Origin of the sequence: Aquabacter albus (assembly GCF_040049275.1) — a bacterium.
Lineage (GTDB): Bacteria > Pseudomonadota > Alphaproteobacteria > Rhizobiales > Xanthobacteraceae > Aquabacter.
This window is the reverse complement of record NZ_JBDZDT010000007.1, coordinates 256,773-279,573: the sequence shown is the minus strand read 5'-3', so window position 1 is coordinate 279,573 and position 22,801 is coordinate 256,773. Positions and strand designations below refer to the sequence as shown.

Annotated in this window: 25 protein-coding genes; 10 read left to right on the top strand and 15 right to left on the bottom strand. The window is 65.8% G+C overall.

From position 1 onward, the window contains the following. A complete protein-coding gene (locus ABLE91_RS19370; RefSeq protein WP_348933473.1) occupies positions 1-1,065 on the bottom strand; it encodes a glycosyltransferase family 2 protein in 1,065 nt (354 codons plus the stop codon). A 260-nt stretch (positions 1,066-1,325) separates the two neighbouring features. Here ABLE91_RS19370 and ABLE91_RS19365 point away from each other — a divergent pair, with 260 nt between their 5' ends. Continuing rightward, a complete protein-coding gene (locus ABLE91_RS19365) occupies positions 1,326-2,156 on the top strand; it encodes a universal stress protein (protein ID WP_348933472.1) in 831 nt (276 codons plus the stop codon). A gap of 129 nt (positions 2,157-2,285) precedes the next feature. Here the strand turns inward: ABLE91_RS19365 and ABLE91_RS19360 are convergent, their stop codons facing one another. Further along, positions 2,286-2,975, bottom strand: a complete 690-nt coding sequence (locus ABLE91_RS19360; protein ID WP_348933470.1) for a DUF1013 domain-containing protein — start codon at positions 2,973-2,975, stop codon at positions 2,286-2,288. Positions 2,976-3,238: 263 nt separating this feature from the next. On the opposite strand from ABLE91_RS19360, the gene ispH reads away from it, so the two are divergent. The 4 genes from ispH (at position 3,239) to ABLE91_RS19340 (ending at position 6,330) form a co-directional block, all read left to right on the top strand. Continuing rightward, positions 3,239-4,219, top strand: coding sequence for a 4-hydroxy-3-methylbut-2-enyl diphosphate reductase (gene ispH / locus ABLE91_RS19355; RefSeq protein WP_348933468.1), 981 nt, complete (start codon positions 3,239-3,241; stop codon positions 4,217-4,219). Between the two features lie 3 nt (positions 4,220-4,222). Continuing rightward, a complete protein-coding gene (locus tag ABLE91_RS19350; protein WP_348933466.1) occupies positions 4,223-5,188 on the top strand; it encodes a homoserine kinase in 966 nt (321 codons plus the stop codon). Then, positions 5,185-5,658 (top strand): ribonuclease HI, encoded by a 474-nt coding sequence (rnhA, locus tag ABLE91_RS19345; protein WP_348933464.1) that lies wholly within the window; start codon positions 5,185-5,187, stop codon positions 5,656-5,658. Before ABLE91_RS19350 ends, rnhA begins: the two co-directional genes overlap by 4 nt. A gap of 120 nt (positions 5,659-5,778) precedes the next feature. Further along, positions 5,779-6,330, top strand: a complete 552-nt coding sequence (locus tag ABLE91_RS19340; protein ID WP_348933462.1) for a hypothetical protein — start codon at positions 5,779-5,781, stop codon at positions 6,328-6,330. A gap of 54 nt (positions 6,331-6,384) precedes the next feature. Here ABLE91_RS19340 and ABLE91_RS19335 read toward each other — a convergent pair whose 3' ends face one another. The 3 genes from ABLE91_RS19335 to ABLE91_RS19325 form a co-directional block, all read right to left on the bottom strand. Further along, positions 6,385-7,491, bottom strand: coding sequence for a polyamine ABC transporter substrate-binding protein (locus ABLE91_RS19335; protein WP_348933460.1), 1,107 nt, complete (start codon positions 7,489-7,491; stop codon positions 6,385-6,387). A gap of 112 nt (positions 7,492-7,603) precedes the next feature. Beyond that, positions 7,604-7,813, bottom strand: a complete 210-nt coding sequence (locus ABLE91_RS19330) for a DUF1328 domain-containing protein (protein ID WP_348933459.1) — start codon at positions 7,811-7,813, stop codon at positions 7,604-7,606. Between the two features lie 60 nt (positions 7,814-7,873). Continuing rightward, positions 7,874-8,275, bottom strand: a complete 402-nt coding sequence (locus tag ABLE91_RS19325) for a hypothetical protein (protein ID WP_348933457.1) — start codon at positions 8,273-8,275, stop codon at positions 7,874-7,876. 66 nt (positions 8,276-8,341) lie between these two features. Here ABLE91_RS19325 and ABLE91_RS19320 point away from each other — a divergent pair, with 66 nt between their 5' ends. After that, on the top strand, positions 8,342-9,274 hold the full coding sequence (locus ABLE91_RS19320; RefSeq protein ID WP_348933456.1) for a diacylglycerol/lipid kinase family protein: 933 nt from the start codon (positions 8,342-8,344) through the stop codon (positions 9,272-9,274). A gap of 166 nt (positions 9,275-9,440) precedes the next feature. On the opposite strand, the gene moaB is transcribed toward ABLE91_RS19320, so the two are convergent. The 4 genes from moaB to queF all read right to left on the bottom strand — a co-directional run bounded on the left by moaB (position 9,441) and on the right by queF (position 12,460). After that, positions 9,441-10,004 carry a molybdenum cofactor biosynthesis protein B gene (gene moaB, locus ABLE91_RS19315; RefSeq protein WP_348933454.1) on the bottom strand — a complete coding sequence of 188 codons (564 nt, stop codon included), beginning with the start codon at positions 10,002-10,004 and terminating at the stop codon, positions 9,441-9,443. Further along, positions 10,004-10,876: a KPN_02809 family neutral zinc metallopeptidase gene (gene ypfJ, locus ABLE91_RS19310; RefSeq protein ID WP_348933452.1), complete on the bottom strand. Its 873-nt coding sequence runs from the start codon at positions 10,874-10,876 to the stop codon at positions 10,004-10,006. Before ypfJ ends, moaB begins: the two co-directional genes overlap by 1 nt. A 120-nt stretch (positions 10,877-10,996) precedes the next feature. Next, positions 10,997-12,004, bottom strand: a complete 1,008-nt coding sequence (locus ABLE91_RS19305) for a DUF1835 domain-containing protein (protein ID WP_348933450.1) — start codon at positions 12,002-12,004, stop codon at positions 10,997-10,999. 3 nt (positions 12,005-12,007) lie between these two features. Then, entirely contained in the window at positions 12,008-12,460 is a 453-nt protein-coding gene (gene queF / locus ABLE91_RS19300; RefSeq protein WP_348933448.1) for a preQ(1) synthase, read from the bottom strand. Between the two features lie 289 nt (positions 12,461-12,749). Between queF and eno the strand changes: the two genes are divergently transcribed. Beyond that, positions 12,750-14,033 carry a phosphopyruvate hydratase gene (gene eno / locus ABLE91_RS19295; protein ID WP_348933446.1) on the top strand — a complete coding sequence of 428 codons (1,284 nt, stop codon included), beginning with the start codon at positions 12,750-12,752 and terminating at the stop codon, positions 14,031-14,033. A gap of 196 nt (positions 14,034-14,229) precedes the next feature. Here eno and ABLE91_RS19290 read toward each other — a convergent pair whose 3' ends face one another. From ABLE91_RS19290 to ABLE91_RS19275, 4 genes are all read right to left on the bottom strand, one after another. Continuing rightward, the gene (locus ABLE91_RS19290) at positions 14,230-15,093 is read right to left on the bottom strand and encodes a hypothetical protein (RefSeq protein ID WP_348933444.1); all 864 of its coding nucleotides are present in this window, start codon (positions 15,091-15,093) and stop codon (positions 14,230-14,232) included. A gap of 52 nt (positions 15,094-15,145) precedes the next feature. Next, on the bottom strand, positions 15,146-15,385 hold the full coding sequence (locus ABLE91_RS19285; RefSeq protein WP_348933443.1) for a hypothetical protein: 240 nt from the start codon (positions 15,383-15,385) through the stop codon (positions 15,146-15,148). A gap of 270 nt (positions 15,386-15,655) precedes the next feature. Then, the gene (locus ABLE91_RS19280; protein ID WP_348933441.1) at positions 15,656-16,411 is read right to left on the bottom strand and encodes an HXXEE domain-containing protein; all 756 of its coding nucleotides are present in this window, start codon (positions 16,409-16,411) and stop codon (positions 15,656-15,658) included. A 104-nt stretch (positions 16,412-16,515) separates the two neighbouring features. Next, positions 16,516-17,283: an HXXEE domain-containing protein gene (locus tag ABLE91_RS19275; RefSeq protein WP_348933439.1), complete on the bottom strand. Its 768-nt coding sequence runs from the start codon at positions 17,281-17,283 to the stop codon at positions 16,516-16,518. Between the two features lie 62 nt (positions 17,284-17,345). Here ABLE91_RS19275 and ABLE91_RS19270 point away from each other — a divergent pair, with 62 nt between their 5' ends. Beyond that, on the top strand, positions 17,346-18,962 hold the full coding sequence (locus ABLE91_RS19270; protein ID WP_348933438.1) for an acyl-CoA dehydrogenase family protein: 1,617 nt from the start codon (positions 17,346-17,348) through the stop codon (positions 18,960-18,962). Positions 18,963-18,977: 15 nt separating this feature from the next. On the opposite strand, the gene ABLE91_RS19265 is transcribed toward ABLE91_RS19270, so the two are convergent. Together ABLE91_RS19265 and ABLE91_RS19260 are read right to left on the bottom strand one after the other, a co-directional pair. Further along, positions 18,978-19,700: a GntR family transcriptional regulator gene (locus tag ABLE91_RS19265; RefSeq protein ID WP_348933436.1), complete on the bottom strand. Its 723-nt coding sequence runs from the start codon at positions 19,698-19,700 to the stop codon at positions 18,978-18,980. A gap of 9 nt (positions 19,701-19,709) precedes the next feature. Then, positions 19,710-20,582 carry a polysaccharide deacetylase family protein gene (locus tag ABLE91_RS19260; protein WP_348933434.1) on the bottom strand — a complete coding sequence of 291 codons (873 nt, stop codon included), beginning with the start codon at positions 20,580-20,582 and terminating at the stop codon, positions 19,710-19,712. 181 nt (positions 20,583-20,763) lie between these two features. Between ABLE91_RS19260 and ABLE91_RS19255 the strand changes: the two genes are divergently transcribed. Both ABLE91_RS19255 and ABLE91_RS19250 read left to right on the top strand, forming a co-directional pair. Then, positions 20,764-21,612: a fumarylacetoacetate hydrolase family protein gene (locus ABLE91_RS19255; RefSeq protein WP_348933432.1), complete on the top strand. Its 849-nt coding sequence runs from the start codon at positions 20,764-20,766 to the stop codon at positions 21,610-21,612. Positions 21,613-21,616: 4 nt separating this feature from the next. After that, a complete protein-coding gene (locus ABLE91_RS19250) occupies positions 21,617-22,774 on the top strand; it encodes an enolase C-terminal domain-like protein (protein ID WP_348933431.1) in 1,158 nt (385 codons plus the stop codon). Positions 22,775-22,801: the final 27 nt, after the last annotated feature.

Below are 22,801 nucleotides of genomic sequence, written 5' to 3'. Positions count from 1 at the left end.
TCAGGATGCCGGTTGCCGTGACGGGGCGGCTGGTGCCTGGACCGGCGGCTGCATTCCTTGCGGCGGTTGCGCCGGCTCGGCATGGTGCAGCACATGGCCGGCGACGAAATAGACCGGCCGCGCTTTGATCTCCGAGAGGATGCGGGCGATGTATTCGCCCATGACGCCCATCACCAGAAGCTGCATGCCGCCGATGACCATGACACCCACCACCACGGAAGGATAGCCGGGCAATGGAATGCCCCAGACCAGCCGCTCGATGGTGATCCAGCTGCCATAGACGAAAGCCGCCCCAGCGAGGATGGCCCCGGCGAGGGCGGCAATGCGCAGCGGCGCGGGGGAGAAGGAGGTGAGCCCCTCCATGGACAGGCTCAAAAGGCGCAGGAAGCTCCAGCTGCTGGACCCGAACATGCGGGCCTGGGGCCGATAGGGCACTGCCACCTGCCGGAAGCCGATCCAGGTGGAGAGGCCCTTGAAGAAGCGGTTGCGCTCCGGCAGGCGCCGCAGCGCGGCGGCGGCGCGGGGCGAGAGGAGGCGGAAATCCGCGGCATCCTCGGGAATGCGCGTCGAGGCGCCGAAATTCAGCAGCCGGTAGAACAGCCGCACGAACATGCGCCGGGATGTGGGCTCGTCGGACCGGTCCGCCTTCACGGCATAGGCGACGTCGTAGCCCTCGTCCTTCCAGAGGCCGACAAAGGTCTCGATCATTTCCGGCGGATGCTGCCCGTCGCCGTCCATGAACATGAGGGCATCGCCCCGGGCGTGGTCCAGCCCGGCGAGAAGGGCGGCTTCCTTGCCGAAATTGCGGGACAGCGCGACGGTCTGCACGTCCACGCCCAGCGCGGGCAGGTCAGCAGCCATCTGCGCGGTCTCGTCCCGGCTGCCGTCGTCCACATAGACGATCTCGATGCGAAGCCCCCGCGCGGCCGCGACCGTGGTGGCGCAAGCGCTCAACCTCCGGTGGAAGGCCGCGATGCCGCTCGCCTCATTGTAGAGGGGAACGACGATGCTCAGGTCCGGTGTCACCGCAGGACGCCCCAGGTTTTCGGCGGGCCGAACGTCCATTTAGCGCCCTTGCCGATGGGAAACGAGAGGATCGGATTTTTTTTCATTTTTTTCGGGAACCCTTTTTCGAGCGGTACGTTTCTCAGTCGGCACGATCAATTCCCCCCTTGATCGTCCCATGCGACGCGGCCGCCTCTCCCCCGGGCGGCCGCGTTTTCGTTTGGGCCGGCCGTTGGGGATTTGTGCAGGATCAATGCTGCCATTTGAGGCGCCCATTAGGGTAAAGTGGTGTCGTCGATACGGCGTGGGGGAGACACCAAATGATCCGGGATATTCTTGTTAACCTGACGCAAGGCGCGGAGAACGACACCGCCGCCACCTTCGCCGCGAGCCTTGCAGCCACCTTCTCCGCGCACCTCACCGGTCTGGCCGTGACCTACGAGATCGACGTGCCGCCTTTCTACATGGGCGCGGTGCCGACCGATTTCCTCGAAACCCAGATGCAGGAGAACGAGGCGGCCGCCGCCAAGGCGACGGAGCGCTTCGCCCATCTCGCGGCGCATGCGGGCGTCGCCTACGACGTGCGCACGCTGAATGCCTCGCTGGGCGTTGCGGCAAACAATCTGGCGCAGATGGCCCGGCTGTTCGACCTCACCGTGGTCGCCCAGCCCGATCCGGACCGGCCCGGGCCGGAAGAGGTGATCGCGGAGACGGTCCTGCTGGATTCCGGCCGTGCCGTGCTGCTCGTGCCTTATGTGCAGAAGGCGTCCTATGGCGGCGGCCGCGCCGTCGTCGCATGGGACGGCAGCCGCGCGGCGGCGCGCGCGCTCGCGGAAGGCCTGCCGCTGCTCCATCGCTCGGAGGTGGTGGAAGTGCTGCGCGTGCTGCGGGGTTCGGAGGCTGATGTCAGCGGGGACGACGTGGTGCGCCACCTCGCCCGCCATGGCCTCAGCGCCCGCACGCGCACCCTGCATCTCGGGCCGGGGGAGACCAGCGTCGCCCAGGCGATTCTCAACGAGGTGTCAGACCAGGGCGCCGATCTGGTGGTAATGGGCGGCTACGGCCATTCCCGCCTCAGGGAGCTTGTGCTCGGCGGCGTCACCCGCGAAATCCTCGCGGCCATGACCGTGCCGGTGCTGATGGCGCACTAGGCGCACCGGCCGGGATCGGCGTCATCCCCGGACGTGATCCGGGGATCTCCCGTTATTCTTGGCCCCTTAGGTCCCGCGAGAGATGGCCGGGTCGAGCCCGGCCATGACGGCGAATGGGATCGGACAGACTTATTCGTCGTCCTCTTCCTCGCCCTTCTTCGAGCCGCCGAGCTTGGCGAACACGGTTTCCAGGTCGAGGGATTCCTTGCGGGCCGGCGCATCTTCCCGATGGCGGGTGGTGAGGTCGGCGGGAAGCAGGGTCGCGCCCTTCTCTTCCACCGGGGTGGCGGGCCGGTCCTTGGAGGCGCGCTGCACCTCGATGTCGAGGTCGATCTGGCTGCACAGGCCGAGCGTCACCGGGTCCATGGGCTGGAGCTGCGCCGAGTTCCAGTGGGTGCGCTCCTTGATGGACTGGATGGTCGCCTTGGTGGTGCCCACCAGGCGGATGATCTGCGCATCCTTCAGCTCGCCATGGTTGCGGATCAGCCACAGGATGGCGTTCGGCCGGTCGTGGCGGCGCGAGACGGGGGTGTAGCGCGGGCCCTTGCGGGTCTTCTTCTCCGGCAGCCGCACCTTGGATTCCAGGAGCTTCAGGCGGCGGTCGGAATTCTTCTCCGCAAGGTCGATCTCCTCGCGGGAGAGCTGGCCCGTGGAGATGGGGTCGAGCCCCTTGATTCCCTGCGCCACCTCGCCGTCGGCGATGCCCTTCACTTCCAGGGCGTGGAGCTTGCAGAAGTCTCCGATCTGCTCGAACGTCAGCGCCGTGTTCTCGACCAGCCACACGGCGGTCGCCTTCGGCATGAGGGGTGTGTTCGACATGGGCAGCCTCTCGGCGTGTTGTTGGTCTTCGGCTCTAGGGCCGCTGGCACGAGGGGTCCGTCGCTCGCCCTTCTTTTCGGGCGAACCGCGGATCTCGCAATGTCCGGGATGACAACAACATAAGCATCCCGGCGATCCGATGCAAATGGGCATTGGGCGCCGCATTGGCAACGCGGCGCGCCGGGGGCATTGGAATCCCGGCTCAAACGTGTCGCGGCACGTTGAACTTGACACGTCTCGGCGCCCGCCCCCATTCATGACCCATGCAGTCCGGCCCCGCCTCCTCCTCGAAGCCCCACCTGCGCGTGCTCCTGTGCGCGCCGCGCGGCTTCTGCGCGGGCGTGGTGCGGGCCATCGATGCGGTGGAGCAGGCGCTCGCCCTCTACGGGCAGCCGGTCTATGTGCGCCACGAGATCGTGCACAACAAATACGTGGTCGAGGGCCTGAAGAAGAAGGGCGCGATCTTCGTCGAGCACCTGGACGAGGTGCCGGCGGGCAACGCCCCCGTCATCTTCTCCGCTCATGGTGTGCCGAAATCCGTGCCCGAGGCGGCGGCGGCGCGGAACATGTTCGCCATCGACGCCACCTGCCCGCTGGTGACCAAGGTGCACCGCGAGGCGCAGGTGCATTTCAAGAAGGGCCGCGAGATCCTGCTCATCGGCCATGCCCGGCACCCAGAAGTCATCGGCACCATGGGCCAGCTTCCCGAGGGCGCCGTCACCCTCATCGAGACCGCCGAGGATGCGCGCACCATCGTGCCCCGCAACCCCGACAACCTCGCTTATGTCACGCAGACCACCCTCTCCCTCGACGACACCGCCGAGATGGTGGAGATCCTGCGCCAGCGCTTCCCCGGCATGGCCGCGCCGCACAAGGAAGACATCTGCTACGCCACCACCAACCGCCAGGAGGCGGTGAAGAAGGTGGCGCCCAAGGTGGATGCCATGGTGGTGGTGGGCGCGCCCAACTCCTCCAATTCCCAGCGCCTGCGGGAAGCCGCCGAGCGCGCCGGCTGCTCCCTCTCCGTGCTGCTCCAGCGCGCCGCCGACATCGATTGGAATAGCTTCTCGGCCATCACCTCGCTTGGCGTCACCGCCGGCGCCTCTGCCCCGGAAGTGCTGGTGGAGGAGATTCTGGACGCCTTCGCCGAGCGCTTCACGCTGGATGTGGAGACGGTGACGGCCGCCGAGGAGGATGTGTTCTTCCCCTTGCCCCGGGCCCTGCGCCCCGACGCTGCGGAGTAGAGTGTGGCGGTTTATACGGACGTCACGTCCTCGCAGCTCGATGTCTTTCTCACGCGCTACGAGATCGGCACCCTGGTGTCGTATCACGGCATCGCGGAGGGGGTGGAGAATTCCAACTTCCTCCTCCAGACCACGCGCGGCAGCTATATTCTCACGCTTTATGAGAAACGCGTCTCACCGGAAGACCTGCCTTTCTTCATCGGCCTGATGCAGCATCTCGCGAAGAACGGCATCTCCTGCCCGCAGCCGGTGGCGGACCGTGACGGCGCCATGCTCGGCAACCTTGCGGGGCGGCCGTGCGCCATAGTCACCTTCCTTCCGGGCGTCTCGGTGCGGCGGCCGACGGTCTCCCATTGCGGGCAGCTCGGTGAAGCGCTGGCCCGGCTGCACCTTGCCGGCGCGGATTTTTCCATGCGCCGGCCCAATGCCTTGTCGGTGGCGAGCTGGCGCCCCCTCTATGAAGCGGCGGACGGGCGCTCCGACACTTTGGCGCCGGGCCTTGCCGCCGCCATCAATGAGGAGCTGTCCGAGCTGGAAGCCCATTGGCCCTCCGGGCTGCCGGCCGGCGTTATCCATGCGGACCTGTTCCCGGACAACGCCTTCTTCCTCAGCGACAAGCTGTCCGGCATCATCGACTTCTACTTCGCCTGCACCGACCTCTATGCCTATGACGTGGCGGTGTGCCTCAACGCCTGGTGCTTCGAGCAGGACGGCGCCTTCAACGCCACCAAGGGCCGTGCCCTGCTGGCGGGCTATGGCGCGGTGCGCCCCCTCCTGCCCGAGGAGGCGGACGCCCTCCCCCGCCTCGCCCGCGGCGCCGCGCTGCGCTTCCTGCTGACCCGGTTGGTGGACTGGCTCAACGTGCCCGAAGGCGCGCTGGTGAAGCCTAAGGACCCACTGGAATACCTGCGCAAGCTGCGCTTCCACCGCGCCGTGATGTGCCCCACCGAATATGGTCTCGCCGCGTGACCACGCCGGTGGAGATCTGGACCGACGGCGCCTGTTCGGGAAATCCCGGCCCCGGCGGCTGGGGCGCCATCCTGCGCTCCGGCACGCACGAGAAGGAGCTTCTCGGCGGGGAGCCGCACACCACCAACAACCGCATGGAGCTCATGGCAGCCATCAGTGCCCTGGAGGCGCTGAAGAAGCCCTGCGCCGTCAATCTCCATACGGACAGCGAATATATGCGCAACGGCATCCTGAAATGGCTCGCCGGCTGGAAGCGCAATGGCTGGCGCACGGCGGACAAGAAGCCGGTGAAGAATCAGGATCTGTGGGAGCGGCTGGACGAGGCCCTCAAGCGCCATCAGGTGGAATGGCACTGGGTGAAGGGCCATGCCGGCAACGAGCTGAACGAGCGCGCGGACGAGCTGGCCCGCGAGGGCATGGCGCCCTTCAAGCAGCGCCGGCCGGGAATGCCGGTGAGCGGCGAGGTTTAGGCTTTTTCGACATTCCCCCCCGAATTGGTTCAAGAGCCCCCGTCATGCCCGGGCACGACGGGTGCAAAGGGTGGAAAGCCGCTATCCTCTAATGAAACCAGAGAAGCGGCCCACCGGACCATGCCCGACGATTCCACCACCATCCAGATTCGCGTCGAGCGGACGTCCCAGCTCATCAATATGCTGGATCCCTTCCCGTTCCGGGAGCGGGATCTCGACCCTCAGGCCGAGGACTATATCGTCGGCTGGGCACGCGAGCTGCCGCGCACGCGTCCGATCTCAATCGTGGTTCACCTGCCGGAGGATGAAGCCCGTTCCGCGAGCGCCCAGGCCTTCCCGGCCACGCTCCACCATTTCTTCAGCGAGAGATCCCAGGCCGTCAGCCGGGAGCTGAAGGAACTTCTCCGCATCGGGCGCCTCTCGCTGCTGGTCGGCCTCGCCGTGCTGGCCCTGTGCATGCTGCTGGCGCAAATCGTGTCGGGACGATTTGAAGGAACCTTCGGGAGCTTCGTCGAGGAAAGCCTGATCATCGTGGGATGGGTCGCCAATTGGCGGCCCCTCGAGATCTTTCTCTATGATTGGTGGCCGCTGGTCCGGCAACGCAACCTCTACAGGCGCCTCGCCGAGGCCGAAGTGACCATCACGGGCCAGCCCGGAGCGCCGCAGGATTGATCGTGCCGGCAATGGCCCGGTGCAGCCGGGCCATTGCCGTTTGGGCGTGCGCGCTCACTTCCCCCGCTTGAAACTCGTCCAGGTGCGCGTCACCACGCGCTGGACGTCCTGCGGGTAGGTGGTCACGGTGAACAGGCGCGAGAAGGTCTCCTTGTCCGGATAGATGGACGGGTTGTCCAGGATCTCCTTGTCCACGAACTTCTGCGAGGCAAGATTTCCGTTGGCATAGGAGATGAAGTTGGTGTTCTTCGCCGCCACTTCCGGCCGGCTCATATAGTTGATGAAAGCCAGCGCCTCATCCACGTTCTTCGCATCCTTCGGGATGGCGAAGTTGTCGAACCACATCAGCGCCCCTTCCTTGGGGATGACATAGTTGATGTTGATGGGCTTCTTCTTGCTCTTCTTGGCTGCTTCCTCGGCGCGGGCCTTGGCCTGGAACATGTCGCCCGACCAGGCAACGGCGATGCAGATATCGCCACGCGCAATCGCGTTGATGATGCCGCCCGAATCGAACTTCCGGATGAAGGGCCGCACCTTCATGAGCATCTCGCCGGCCTTGGCGATGTCGTCGGGGTTCTTCGAGTCGGGATCAAGCCCGATATAGCGCAGGGCGGAGGGGATCACCTCTTCCGGGCCGTCGAGGAAATAGACGCCGCAATCCTTCAGCTTGGACAGGTTCTCCGGCTTGAAGACGATGTCCCAGGTGTTCATGGGGATCTCGCCGAGCCGCTGCTTCACCATGTCGACATTGTAGCCGATGCCCGTGGTGCCCCACATGTAGTTCACGGCATATTCGTTTCCGGGATCGTAGACCGCGAGGCGCTGGGCGATCTCAGGCCAGACATATTGCAGATTCGGCAGCTTGGACTTGTCCAGCTTCTGGAACACGCCGGCCTTGATCTGGCGCTGCATGAAGGAGCCCGAGGGCACCACCACGTCATACCCGGTCTTGCCGGCCAGAAGCTTGGTTTCCAGCACCTCGTTGCTGTCGAAGACGTCGTAGCGAACCTTGATGCCGGTTTCCTTGGTGAAGTCCTCAAGCACGGATTGGTCGATATAGTCCGACCAGTTGAAGACGTTCACCACCTTCTGCTGGGCCGCCGCCGGCAGAGTGCCGAGGGCGATCAATCCAGCCGCGGCCGCAAGGGCAAGGCGACGCATGTCAGTTCTCCTCTCGAAGGTCCCGGGAAGCCGTTCGTTCGGCTTCACCTAAAGCAGGCTAGGACGGGAATTCGCGAGGCTCAACAGTCTTTCGGCGGAGCAGCAATTCGCCTCAGGCGAGCATCGGAAGGGCGTACATGAGCACGCTCTGGCTGGTGGCCTTGTCCAAAAGAACGAAGAACAGCAGCACCAGCGCCGCCATGGCCAGGAAGACGCCGAACAGCACGAAGGAGACGCGCCGCGCGACGGCCGAAATGTTCATGAAGCCCATCGCCCCGGCGAGGATCGAGATGATGAGAAAGATCACCGCATACTTCAGCATGGTCCAAGCTCCGGTTTCGGGCTTGGAACCCCAATGGCGACGCTCGGGTTCCCACTTGACCTAAGGGCTGTTGAGCCAGCCCGTCACCTCCAGCTTGAGCCGCCGGAAATCCCAGAAGGCGGCCGCCAACACCACGAAAGGCACAAGCGCGAAGATGAAAGCCGTGGTGCCGGACCATCCGAGCGCCCCGCGCAGGAAGTCGAAGGCGAAATAGGTGGTCACAAGCGTGATCACGGCGGCGAGGAGGAAATAGATTTTGCGGGTCAGTTGCGTCAGACCGAACCCGATCAGCGCCGCCACCACGAGCGCGCAGATCGTGCCCCAGATCCAGCCGAGGCCGAATTGCACTGCAACAAAGCGGCCGGACGATATGCAGAACATCAGCAGCGCCGCCAGCAGGAGCAGGCCCGCGCGGAGGCGCAGGATGGAAGGCTTGCCAACGGGTGCGGTTTCGGATGCCATCTCAACGCTCCTTACGGGCCGAAACATTAGACCAACCTCGTCCCTGCCGCATCCTGGAGCGTGAAGATGGGCCGCATCCTCGTCATCCTCAACGCCAAAGCCGGAACGATCCTCGATCTTGGCTCGGAGCGCGTGCGCACGGAAGTGGACGCCGCGCTCACCGGGCCGTCCAATGATGTGGACGTGATGGTGCGCGAGGGCGAGGGCATGGCCCATGCCATCCGCACCGCGCCGAAACTCGGCTACGACACCCTCATCGTCGGCGCCGGCGACGGCACGGTGAGCTATGCCGCCTCGGTGCTGTGCGGTACCGACGTCACCCTCGGCGTCCTGCCGCTGGGCACCATGAACCTGCTCGCCTACGATATCGGCCTGCCGCGCGACCTGCCCGGCGCGCTGAAGGCGCTGCACGAGGCCGAGCCCATGCGCATCGACCTCGCAACACTCAACGGCCGGGCCTTCCATGGGGTGTCAGGCATCGGCTTCTTCAGCCAGATGGCGCTGGCGCGGGAAGCCATGCGCCAGACCCACGGCCGCGTTTCCGGCTGGTTCCTGGCGCTGGGCAAGGCGCTGGCGCGCTCCGGCCGGCTGTGCCTCGACATCGAGGTGGACGGGCGGCGCGTGTCGCTGGACGCCTATGCGGCGCTGGTGACCAATAACGCATTCGACGGCGCCGGCTGGCACCGCTCGCGCCTCGATGCGGGGGAACTGGAGGTCCACATCGCCGAGGAGCGCGGCGCGCTGGCCCGCGTGAAGGCGGGGGCGGACCTTTTGATCCAGGCGTGGCGCGACAATCCCGGCATCCATTCCTTCTCCGGGAAAAGCATCACCATCAACGCCATCCACCGCAAGCGCGGATGGGTGGCGACCGACGGGGAGATCACCCGCGAGGCCATGCCGCTGCGCTTCGAGATCAAGCCCAAGGCCCTGACACTGCTGGTGCCGCCCGGAGCGGTGCAGTGGCAGCGGGAGGTGCCGCTGCCGGAGAGCGCAGCTTAGAGCCAATCGACACTCAGAAATGAGCGGCTTCGCCACTTTTCCCGTCGTCATGGCCGGGCTTGTCCCGGCCATCCACGGAGCTCCGCCAGGTACGAGCTAGGGGATGGACGTGGATGCCCGGGACAAGCCCGGGCATGACAGCGCTGTGCGGCAGAGCCGGGCGCCCCTAAACCACCGCGCCCTTCGCCTTCTCGCGCTTCAGGTGCTCGTCCAGCCGCGGCAGGATCTCTACGAAGTTGCAGGGGCGGTAGCGCAGGTCGAGCTGGTTCGCGAGGATCTCGTCCCACCCATCCCGGCAGGCACCGGGAGAGCCGGGAAGGCAGAAGATGTAGGTGGAGTTCGCCACCCCGGCCGTCGCCCGGCTCTGCAGCGTCGAGGTGCCGATCTTGGCGTGGGAGATCATGTGGAAGACCGTGGAGAAGCCCTCCATGCGCTTCTCGAACAAGGGCTCCAGCGCCTCGGGCGTCACGTCGCGCCCGGTGAAGCCGGTGCCGCCCGTGGTGATCACCACGTCGATGGCGGGGTTGGAGATCCAGTCCTTCACCACCTCGCGGATATGCTCCACCTCGTCCGGGACGATGTCGCGGGCGGCCAGGACGTGGCCGGCGCCGGCGATACGCTCGGTGAGCGTCGCGCCGGACTTGTCGCTCGCGAGGTCCCGGCTGTCGGACACGGTGAGGACGGCGATCTTCAACGCAACGAACGGGCGCGTCTCATCGATACCGGGCATCAAATGGCCCCCTGCAAGGTGTTGCATTGCTGCATGGAGCCCGTCTTCAGGCCGCGCGTGAACCAGGTCACGCGCTGCTGCGAGGTGCCGTGGGTGAATGAATCCGGCACCACCGTGCCCTGGGACTGCTTCTGGAGCCGGTCGTCGCCGATGGCGCTCGCGGCATTGAGCGCCTCCTCCACGTCGCCGGGCTCCAGGATGCGGAAGCGCTCATTGGCGTGGTTGGCCCACACGCCCGCAAAGCAGTCGGCCATCAGCTCAACGCGCACGGACAGCGCATTCGCCTCGGCACGGTTGCCGGCGGCGCGCTGGGCTTCCTGCACCTTGGGCAGGATGCCGATGAGGTTCTGCACATGGTGGCCCACCTCATGGGCGATTACATAGGCATTGGCGAAATCGCCGGGCGCGCGGAAGCGCGTCTTCATCTCCTGGAAGAAGGTGAGGTCGAGATAGACCTTCTGGTCCAGCGGACAATAGAACGGCCCCATGGCGGAGGACGCCCCGCCGCAGGCCGAGCGCGTGGCGCCGGAGAACAGCACCATGGTCGGGTCCTTATAGGTGCGGCCCTGCTGGCGGAAGATGTCGGTCCACACATCCTCGGTCTGGGCGAGGACGGTCGAGGCGAAGCGGCCGAGCTGGTCGGACGGGGCGCCCTGCTTGCCCTGGGGCTGCGCGCTCTGCTCGTAGCCCGAGCCGCCACCCTGGAGGCTTTCAAGGCCGGAGAGCAGGACCAGGGGATTGATGCCGAGCGCCCAGCCGACGAGGCCCACCACGATGATCGTGCCAATGCCCAGGCCGCCGGCCCCGCCCGGCATGCCCATGCCGCGCCGGTCCTCCACATTGCCGCTGGAGCGGAAATCCTCCCATTTCATGACTGCCTCCATTCGCGCGACATTCGGCGTTGCCATAACGCAACAGCGGCGCTTCGGGTTCGTTACCAGCCAGAATGCGCGCGGTTCGGGCAGAATCTATGACGGCGAAGCTCGCGCCCTTCAGTTCGGGTCTTTAAGCCGCTGCGTCGTCCGGTCATAGCGCCAGAGCGCGTTCGGCCGGATGTGGGTTCCGCCAAGCCAGCGGTCGACGCGGTTCTCGGCGGCGTGGTCGAATTCGCCCTTCAGCGCCGCCTCCCCTGCCGGGGTCAGCGCGATTTCCGTCCCGGCAAAAGCACGATAGGTCCGCTCCTGCGGGCTCTGCTCCTCCGCGGGCGTGAACGGTCGGCATTCATTGGCGCGGAACGGCACGCCCGTGATGAGGGGCTCGCGGGCAAAGGCCAAAGCGTCCACCCGCTGGAAGAAGGGCAGATCGGCGAGGAACTTCGCCTCATCCTGCGCCGTCACTGCCCCGAACAGGTGGCCGACCTTCCGGGGTCCGTCCACGAGGGCGCGCAGGATGCGTTCCTCAGTGAGGGAGAGGCCGTTGCCCGGCGCCGGCAGCTCGCAGAGGGAGCGCCGGAAGGCGGGAGCAAGAAATGGAAGCTCGGGAATGGGCGCGGCGGCAAGCCCGGCCATCGCCGTGGGCGTCGGCGCCGTGAAGGCGGCCCAGGCGTGTTGCCCCGCCTCAAGCTGCATGGCGGTGATGGGCGCGGCCTTGGGCACAAGCGCGCAGATGGCCTCCGGCCCCATGGCGCCGAGATAATCGTCCGCCTGCACCAGCTTCAGGCCGAGGCGTTCCGGCTCGTGCGCGAAGAAGGCCAAAAGCTGGATGAGCTGGAGCTGGTCGTAGAGATCATGCTCGAACCAAAGCTCCACATCGCGATAGGCGATGTGGGCGCCGATCTGCCCGTCCCGCTGCGCGAAGTCGGAGCGGACGGAATCGAATTCCAGGCCGAAGGTCTCCGCAAGGTAGGCGGCGCGCGTGTCGGAGACGACCTCCAGATCGTCGTCCGCCGGCACAGGCCCGTCATGGAGCATGTCCCGCCATTCCAGGAGATGCCCATGGATGCCGGCCTCCCTGATATTGCCGGCGGCGGAATCCCCGTTCGTGACGATGAGCTTGGGCATGCGCTAACCCCTCCCCCGATACGGCGCGACGCCCGTGTCCGGGAGCCAGGCGCCGCTCGGCAGGACGCCAGTCTGCCAGAAAACATCGATGGGGATGCCCCCCCTCGGATACCAGTAGCCGGCGATCCGGAAGAAACGGGGTTCCAGCAGCCCCACCAGACGCTTGCCGATGGCAACGGTGCAATCTTCGTGGAAAGCGCCATGGTTGCGGAAGGAGGCGAGATAGAGCTTCAGCGACTTGGATTCCACAAGGTAATTAGCCGGAACATAATCAATCACAAGATGCGCGAAATCCGGCTGCCCGGTGACCGGGCAAAGCGAGGTGAATTCCGGACAGGTGAAGCGGGCCACATAATCCGTGTCGGGATGGGGATTGGGCACGCGGTCGAGCACCGCCTCCTCCGGTCCCGCCGGCAGCGACGTCTCGCGCCCGAGCTGGAGCTTCTCGTCCGTCATTCTGTCTGTTCTCCTGGTGCCCGCAAACGGGGGCAGATGATCTCCACCCCTTTACACTCGTCATGCCCGGGCTTGTCCCGGGCATCCACGTCTATCCACGAAGCGGTACCTCGCGGAGCCCCGTGGATGGCCGGGACAAGCCCGGCCATGACGATGGCCCTTTGGCACGGCGCAACGGCACTGAAGATCACTCTCCTCCATCGCGAGGGCAAGGTGCCGCTGCCTCCGCCCCTTCTAAGGCAGCACCGATCGCGCTAGAAGGCGCCGAACGTAAAGGGAAGGACGCTCCATGACTGCCATCGTCGACATCATCGGCCGCGAAATCCTCGACAGCCGGGGCAATCCCACGGTGGAGGTGGACGTTCTCCTGGAAGACGGCTCGCTCGGCCGCGCGGCGGTGCCCTCCGGTGCCTCCACCGGCGCCCACGAGGCGGTGGAACTGCGCGACGGCGATAAGGGCCGTTATCTCGGCAAGGGCGTCCAGAAGGCAGTGGATGCGGTGAACGGCGAGATCTTCGACGCCATCGGCGGCTTCGATGCCGAGGACCAGGTGAGGATCGACACCACCCTCATCGAGCTGGACGGCACCCCCAACAAGGCCCGCATCGGCGCCAACGCCATTCTCGGCGTCTCCCTGGCGGTGGCGAAGGCGGCGGCGCTCGCCACCTCCCTGCCCCTCTACCGCTATGTCGGCGGCGTGAACGCCCGCACCCTGCCGGTGCCCATGATGAACATCATCAATGGCGGCGCCCATGCGGACAACCCCATCGACTTCCAGGAATTCATGATCCTGCCGGCGGGCGCCCCCTCCTTCGCGGAAGGGCTGCGCACGGGCGCCGAGATCTTCCACACCCTGCGGAAGGGCCTGAAGGATGCCGGCCACAACACCAATGTGGGCGATGAGGGCGGCTTCGCCCCCAACCTCGCCTCGGCGGAAGCCGCGCTGGACTTCGTGATGAAGGCCATCGAGAAGGCCGGCTACAAGCCGGGCGAGGACGTGTTCATCGGCCTCGACTGCGCCGCCACCGAATTCTTCAAGGACGGCGCCTACCACTATGAGGGCGAGGGCAAGGTGCGGGATATCGAGGCGCAGGTGAAGTACCTCGCCGACCTCGTCGCGCGCTATCCCATCGTCACCATCGAGGACGGCATGTCCGAGGACGACTGGGCGGGGTGGAAGCTCCTCACGGACACCATCGGCTCCAAGTGCCAGCTGGTGGGCGACGACCTCTTCGTCACCAACGTCACCCGCCTTTCGCGCGGCATCAAGGAAGCCACCGGCAACGCCATCCTCGTGAAGGTGAACCAGATCGGCTCGCTCACCGAGACGCTGGACGCGGTCGAGATGGCCCACAAGGCGGGCTATCGCGCCGTCATGTCCCACCGCTCCGGCGAGACCGAGGATGCCACCATCGCCGATCTGGCGGTGGCGACCAATTGCGGGCAGATCAAGACCGGCTCGCTCGCCCGCTCCGACCGCACCGCCAAGTACAACCAGCTCCTGCGCATCGAGCAGGAACTGGGCGATGCGGCGAAGTACGCCGGCAAGGCCGCGCTGAAAGCGCTGGCCTGAGGCGTTTCGACCGCTACGTCTCTCATCATCCCCGGGCTTGACCCGGGGATTTTTCGTTCGTGCCGACCCTCTCCGCCAACACCACAGTCATGGCCGGGCTTGTCCCGGCCGTCCACGGGGCTTCGCTGGGTGGGTGCTTAAGGGAGAGGCGTGGATGCCCGGATCAAGTCCAGGCATGACGGCGCTTGTTATGTCTTCACGCCTTTGATGCGCGTGCTTTGAAGATGGCCAGAAGCGGTTCATCCATCTCAGCCAGATCGCTTATGAACATCTCAAGCTCGGGCGCGCCAGACTCTGCGGGAAAGGCGACTTTCAGGCGGGTTTCTTTTGATCCCGTACGCGGTTCATATAGCTCAAGTAACCGACCCGCACGCAGACGCTTATAGTAAACGACGAAGCTGCCTTGGAAATCCTGATAGGCAATATGCTCTATCTCTTTGAACAAAGCGTCCTCGCGGACAAGGAAGGCTAGGCGCTGCTTTACCCAAGCAAAGACCCTTAATTCCGTTTCGGTGGTCTGAACTCGCTCATCAAGGGGAGCGGAAGATGTGGATGTCGGCAGAGGGGTCACGGTCTCGGGTGCTCTCGCTGCTATTTCCATCTGCGGGAGGTCCAGACGTTGTAGAATGCGCCGACTGATGAAGTCGCGAAATGCTGCCTTCACGGTGGGGCGATATTCCTCCACGGCCTTTTGCGACACGCGCTGGAAACCGGCCGCGCTTAAAAGATCGCGAATGAATGCGTCGGACGGCTCCTCCGCGAGCGCCGTAATTTGATTGATAACCGAATTATATACGTGCTTCCGTTTCGCTTCTGCCCCTATATTTTCGGGATCAAATGCAGCTTTCCCAAGAGAAAAAAGCCCTTCGACTGCAGAGTCTTCCGCTTGGCCCTTAGCCAAGTCTTTCATATCGAAGCGGAGAAATGGATTCTCATCCATCATGTTAGGCAAATCGGAATCCGCATAAAACTCCCAAATTAAGCCATCCCTCAGGATGCCCATTTTTACAGTCTTCGCTGCGTTGAAGTAACTTCTCAATTGGCCGCGATCATCCCTCATAGTTGTCGCACCCGCCTGCTTGCACTCGATGGCAATGACAGGAGATCCATCTCTAAAATATAGCAAAGTCAACTTTATTCTTATATTTCTCTGAGAAATCGCAATGATGTTCAGGAAACACTTCGTTAGGATCCAAATGATCGTAACCTAGAAACCCTATAAGCGGCAGAACGAGGAACATCTTCGTGGATTCTTCATTCGCACAGCGAGGTGCGTTCTGAACCCCACGCTTTGCGAGATCGATGAGACGTTCCCTAAAATCTGAAGGAACCGTAGGTGCACGCGCTTCCATTCTTGCCTCCCCTTAATCGCGTTATGGTTGCGCACGCCGAAAGCTAAGTCCAGGCTTCGCGGCCACACCACCAACGAAAGGGTTTCCGCCCTGAGGCAGCTCCAAGCTTCACTCCACCCTCGCCCCCGAAACGGCGCGGGTAGGGGCGCTGGCGGAAGCGCGTTTCCAATGGTCATGGCCGGACCTGACCCAGCCATCTCCCAGGAGACCGGTAGCACCAGCATTGACAGGGGATGCCCGGGTCGGGCCCGGGCGTGATGGCGACGAGGTCTACCCCACCGCTTTCGGCGCCCGCCGGGGCTTCGAAGCCGGCGCGGGCGTTGGCGGAACAACGACGCGCTGCCGCGTCATCAGCCACATCAACCCCGCCGGCACGAAGGTGTTCGGGATCTGGATGCCGACCAGCACCGCTTCGCTGAACCAGCCATTCACATAGGCAACCAGCGAGCCGATCATCACCCCGTTCATGATGAGGCCGCCCAGCACCACCGCGAGCACCCCGCTCATCCCCGCCCCGTAGCGCCGCACCGCCACCAGCAGCGCCCAGACGCTGAGCGGCAGGAAGACGAGCACGGCAGAGAGCAGGCCGGGATTATAGTGGCGCTGCATGAGCATCGGCCCGAGATGGGCGAACAGGTTCACGAAGGGGATGGCGAAGAAGCTGAGGCCAATGAGCGGCCGGCGCGGCGCCGCGAGCGCCGCGATCAGCCCCGCGCCCCAGACCGAGACCACGTTCACCGCAGTGATGTAGGAGAACGGGACGGGGCAGGAGACCGCGTCGCGGAAGCCGAGCACCATGCAGGCTTCGCCGCGGAAGGCGTAGGAATGACCGAACAGGTCGATGCCGTGCTCCTCGAACTGGTGGAGCAAATAGGCTGCGACCCCGAGCCAGGTGAGCCACGCCATGTCCTGCCAGCGCGAGATGCGCCGGTCGGCCTGCAGCCCGTCCCCGGCGACCAGCAGGAGGATGAGGATCGCGCAGGCGCCAAGGCCGATCCAGGGCCAGATGGTTGCGAACAGCGGCATGGAGCGTCAGCTTAGCGACAGATTGGTTTTGCAACAAGAAACCACCGCCACAGAAAGCCGCCTGAGAGCACCTTGCGGGAGGTTACGCTTGGGCATCACGGCGCTCAGGTCTGCCCCGCCGTTTTCGGCGTCCGCCGGCGCTTCGGAGTGGGTGCGGGCGCGGGCGTGGGCTGAGCAACGGCACGCGGGCGCGTCACCAGCAGCATCAGCCCCGCCGGCACCAGGGCGTTGAGCACCTGGATCGCCGCCAGCACCGCATCGCCGAACCAGAAATTCAGATAGGCCCACAGCGAGCCCAGCAGCACGGCATGCACCACGATGCCGGCCAGCGGCACGATCAACACCGCCCGGACGCCCGCCCCATAGCGCCGCACCGCCACCACCAGCACCCAGAGGCACAAGGGCAGGAACAGCAGCAGCGCCGTCAGAAGGCCGGCGGCGTAGCGCTGGTCCGTGATTGCCCCACCCACCTGGGCGACGAGATCCACCAGCGGGAGGGCGAAGAAGCTGAGCCCGATGAGCGGCCGGCGCGGCGCCATGAGCACCGAGATCAGCCCCGCGCCCCAGACCGAGCCCACATTCATCGCCGTGATGAAGGACAGCGGGACCGGACAGGACACGGCATCGCGGAAGCTGAGCGCCGCGCACATGGACCCCCGGAAGGCATAGGGATGGCCGAGAAGGTCCACCCCATGCTCCTCGAACTGGTGCAGGAGATAGGCCGCGACCCCGAGCCAGGTGAGCCACGTCATGTCCTGAAAGCGGGGGACGCGCCGATCGGTCTGGAGAGCATCTCCGACAGCGAGGAGGATCAGAAGGATTCCGGCGGCGCCGAGAGCGATCCAGGGCCAGGTGGTTGCGAACAGCGGCATGGAGCCTCAGCTTAAGGGGCAGATGGTTTCAGAAGAAGAAACCCGCCTCGGGAGAAGGCCATATGGGAGAGAGCCCGTCCACCGGCGAGATCCTGAACCAGACGCCGGCCTTCTGCGACGCCAACCTCGCCGCCATCGAGGCCCCTTTGCTCGCATATTCCGGCCTCGGCGGGCGCGAGCGCACGGCGCTGCTGGCGCTGGGCGCCGCCTGGGGCGAGGCGGACCGGATGGCCCTGGGGCGGCTTGCCAACGAGAACCCGCCGCGCCTGCGCACCCATGACCCGCAAGGCCGGCGGCTCGACCTCGTGGAGTTTCACCCCGCCTATCATGCGCTCATGAGCGAGAGCACCACAGCTGGCCTCTCCGCCTCCACCTGGAGCGGCGGGAGCCACGTGGAGCGCGCCGCGCGCCTTTATCTCATCTCCCAGGTGGAGGCGGGCCATGTCTGCCCCATGACCATGACCCATGCGGCCCCAGCAGCGCTCGCCGCAACGCCCGAGCTGGCGAAGCAATGGCTGCCGCGCATCCGCTCCCGCCATTATGACGGCCGCTTCGCGCCCTTCTGGGAGAAGTCCGGCGTCACGCTGGGCATGGGCATGACCGAGAAGCAGGGCGGCACGGACGTGCGCGCCAACCTCACCCGCGCAGCGGCGGTGGGCGGGGGCGAATACGAGATCACCGGCCACAAATGGTTCTTCTCCGCCCCCATGAGCGATGCCTTCCTCGTGCTGGCGCAGGCGGAGGGCGGGCTGTCCTGTTTCCTCATGCCGCGCTTCCGGCCGGACGGCGCCGTGAACGGACTGAGGTTCCAGCGGTTGAAGGACAAGCTGGGCAACCGCTCCAACGCCTCCTCCGAAGTGGAGTTCGAGCGCGCCTTCGCCTGGGGCGTGGGCGAGGAAGGACGCGGCGTTCCCACCATCATCCAGATGGTGCAGCTCACACGGCTCGATTGCGCCGTCTCCTCCGCGGGCCTCATGCGCCTGGGGCTGACGCTGGCGCTGCACCATGCCCGCCATCGCAAGGTGTTCGGCAAGAGGCTGGTGGACCACGGCGCCATGCGCCTGCTCCTGGCCGACCTTGCCCTGGAGGCGGAAGCCTCGACCGCCTTGGTGATGCGCCTCGCCCGCGCCTTCGACGGCATGGCGCGCGACCCCGCCGAGGCCGCCCGCGCGCGCCTGCTGACGCCGAGCGTGAAATTCTCCGTCTGCAAGGCGGCCCCCGGCTTCATCTACGAGGCCATGGAGGCGCTGGGGGGCAACGGATATGTGGAGGAGAGCCCCCTCCCCCGGCTCTATCGGGAGGCGCCGGTCAATTCCATCTGGGAGGGCACGGGCGCGGTGGTGGCGCTCGACCTCCTGCGCGCCGCCGGGCGGGAACCTGAGGCGGCGCAGGCGCTGGTGGAGGGGCTGCGGGACGAGGCCGCCGGCCTGCCGGGCGTTGTCGAGACCGCCGAAGAGGTCCTCCGGCTGCTCTCGATCCGCGAGGGCGATGCCCATGCCCGCCGCGCCGCCGACCGGCTCTCCGCCCTGGCCGCGACCGCGGCGCTTGCGAAAGGCGGCCCCGCGCCGGTGGCGGAAGCCTATGCCCGCACGCGGCTCGCCGAGCGGCATGGGCTCTATGGCACGGCGGAGTTGGAGGATGTGGCGGGGGCGCTGCTGGAGCGGGCGTATCAGACGTGAGAGCGCCGCGGCGCCCTACCCCCGCTGCACCGCCTCGCGCACCAGTTCCATGGTGACCCGGAAATGCGCATCCATGGCTGCCGACGCCGTCTCCGCATCCCGGGCGATGGTGGCCTCGAAGATGGCGAGGTGCTCGGCATTCACGTCGCGTTCCGCCCCGGCGGGCACGGTGCGCGCCAAGGCGCGATAACGCTCGGACTGCTCGAACAGGGTCCGCCGCAAGCGCATCAGCCAGGTGAGGCCGCAGGCGGAGACCAGGGCTTCGTGGAAGGCGAAGTGCAGGTCCGCCCAGCCGCCGTCATGGGGCGGGGTCTGGCGTGCCAGGGCATACGGCACTTGCCGCAGAGTATCCCATGCGTCGCGCAGGCCCTGCTCCCAGGCCGCGTCACCGTGGGCCATGGAGCGGCGGAGCGCCAGCACCTCGATCTCGATGCGGGTGTTGGTGAGGTCTTCCAGATCCTCAATGTCGAGCGGGGTCACGCGGAAGCCGCGCTGGTCCTCGCTCATCACGAAGCCGTCCGCGACGAGCCGCGAGAGCGCCTCGCGCACGGCGGACAGGCTCACATCGAACTTCTTCGCCAAAACCGCCACGGGCAGCTTCTCCCCCGGCGCAAGGCGGCAGGTGAGAATGTCCGCCCGCAGCGAGGCATGGACCGCCGAGGTGAGCGAGCGCACGGGAGCGGCCGGGGCATTGAGCCCCGGCGGCAGGCGCCTCTCCGTCGTCAGCGGCTTGCGCATCTTGCCTCCTCAGGCGCCGAGAATGGCGCGGGTGTGCGCCGCGATCTCGCCGCGCGTCGCCACATAGACATCATCGCGGCCGGAGGCGCGCTTGGCGATCTCCTCATAGGCCCAGGCGCCGCCGGCGCGGCCGTAGCAATGAGCATGCGCCGTCACGTCGATGATGAGGGCGCCATCGTTAACTTTCAGGGTGTGCGACAGGAAATCATCGAACAGCGCCAGATACTGCGCCGGCGTGCGGCCGAACCGCATGGCGTGCGGTAGGTCGTTGATCTCCATGTTGAAGGGCACCGCGATGATGTCGCCGTTCTCGAAGGTCTGGAGATAGGGCGCGTCCGTGTCCAGCACGTCGCCCTGCCAATCATAGCCCTGGTCCACGAGGACGCGCATGGTGTCGAGGCCGGCGGTGCCGCGCGGGCTCATCCAGCCCTTCGGCCGCGCGCCGGTGATGGAGGCGAGCGCCTCCGTGGTGCGGATGACATTGTCCTTGTTCTCCGCCTCGGTGAGGCCGGCGGGGATGATGTCCTGCGCATAGGAATGGGCGACGATCTCATGGCCGGCATTGAAGATGGCGCGCACTTGGTCGGGGTTGCGCTCGGCGAACACGCCGCTCACCATGGTGGAGGCCTTCACCTTCTGGCGGTCGAGGATGCGCAGCAGCCGCTCGATGCCGGTGACGGCGCCGTAGGTGCCCCAGGAAAGGGCATTGGCGTCGAAGGTGCCGGGGGGCAGCGGATTGCCCATGGGGCCGATGCCCGGTGCCTTGCCGTCGGACCACGCCTCGTAGGCCAGATTGAAGACCACGGCCACATGCTGGCCGCCCGGCCAACGGAAATCCCGGCCCGGCTTGCGGATCTTGGGGAAGGACGAGGCAGAAGTCATGACGTTTCTCCCAGGGGACGATGTATGCCTTCGCTCACCATGTCCGGGCCGGATCGTCAATAGAAAATCGATTATCCTTGTGCACAGCCTTGGGCTCAACCAGCCGAATATAGACAGGTTCGCGGCGGAGCACTATGAGCTTCATCAATATCGATTTTAATAAACCGACAGGAGACGACGCATGCGGCTGATGATGGTGAAGGCGCCTGAGGGCGACGTGCTTGGTGTCGTCAAGGGCGATGAGGTCACGCTTCTCCCCGGCAAGACCCTGCGCGAGGTCGCCGCCGGCGGCGCGGCCGCTTTGGAAGACGTGGCGAAGGCCGCCGCTGCGGCGCCCGCGAGCGCGAAGCACCCCTTCGCTTCGGTGAAGGCCGCCCAGCCCTTCCTCAACCACGGCAAGTTCATCTGCGTCGGCCTCAACTTCACCGATCACGCCAAGGAAGGCGGCAATCCCATCCCGGACTATCCGGCCCTCTTCCTGCGCGTGCATTCCTCCCTCATCGCCCATGGCGAGCCGCTGGTCGCCCCCAAGGCGTCCCACACGTTCGACTATGAGGCGGAGCTCACCATCGTCATCGGCAAGGGCGGCCGCCACATCCCCGAGGACAAGGCGCTCGACGCCGTGTTCGGCTACACCATCTTCAACGATGGCAGCGTGCGCTCCTATCAGCGCAAGTCCACCCAGTGGACCGCGGGCAAGAATTTCGACAAGACCGGCCCCGTCGGCCCGTGGGTCGTGACTTCGGACGAGCTGCCCCCCGGCGCCACCGGCCTCGGCATCCGCTCCATCCTGAACGGCCAGGTGCTGCAGAACGGCACCACGGACGACTTCATCTTCTCCGTGGCGAATGTGGTCTCCACCATCTCGGAGATCATGACCCTTGAGCCCGGCGACATGATCGCCACCGGCACCCCCGCCGGCGTCGGCTATCCCCGCAAGCCGCCGATCTTCATGAAGAATGGCGACGAGATCGTCATCGAGATCGACGGCATCGGCCGCTTGGTCAATCCCGTCGTCGACGAGGCGTGATCCCATGCGGGTGGTGGAGATCCGCGAGAAGGCGGTGAAGCTTCAGAGCAAGCTGCGCAACGCTGCCTTCTCCTTCGACGAGATGACCACCTCCCTCGTGGCGGTGGTCACCGACGTGGTGCGGGCGGGCAAGCCCATCATCGGCTATGCCTTCAACTCCACCGGCCGCTATGCCTGCGGCGCGCAGATGCGTGACCGCCTCATCCCGCGCCTGATGCGCGAGGAGCGCCTGACCCTCGACCCCGCCGCCTTCGACCCGGACCTGTGGCTTTCCGCCATGATGTTCGGCGAGAAGCCCGGCGGGGACATGGAGCGCTCGGTCGCCATCGGCACCATCGAGCATGCGCTGTGGGATGCTGTCGGCAAGATCGCCGACAAGCCGGTCTACCAGCTCATCGCGGACCGCTATCGCGGCGGCAAGGTCCAGGAAAAGGTGTTCTGCTATGTGGGCGGCGGCTGGTATGCGCCCGGCAAGACCATCCAGGACCTGTTGGACGAAGTCCGCCGCTATCTCGACATGGGCTATACGCTCATCAAGATGAAAGTCGGCGGGGCGCCGCTCACTGAGGACCTCCAGCGACTGGAAGCGGTGATCGGGCTTTTGGGCGATGCTTCGCGCGTCGCGGTGGACGCCAATTGCGGCATTCCCGTTTCCCTGCGGCCATCTTATGCAGCGGCCCTAAAGCCCCTCGGCCTGCGCTGGTTCGAAGAGCCGGCGCACCCCAACGACTATCAGGGCAATGCCGACTTCATCGCGGCCTATGGCAATGCGGTGGCCACCGGCGAGAACCTGTTCTCATTGGAAGACGTGCGCAACCTCGTCCGCCACGGCGGCATGCGGCCGGGCACGGACATCATCCAGACCGACGTGCCCCAGTCCTACGGCATCGGCACCGCCGCCAAGGTGCTCGCCATGCTGGAGGCGCACGGCTGGTCGGCTTCGTCCGTCCTGCCCCATGGCGGCAACCAGATGTCCTTCAACCAGAGTGCCGGCTTCGGCTACGGCATGTGCGAGGCCTATCCGGACGCCTTCGGCGTGTTCTCCGGCTATTGCGACGACCTGAAGGTGGAAGATGGCTACATCACCTCCGGCGACTGGCCCGGCATGGGCTTCGAGCGACAGGCCGAGCTGTTCAAGCTGTTTGAGGGCGTGACGGGCTGATCCACCTTTTACTTCGGGTGCCCCCTC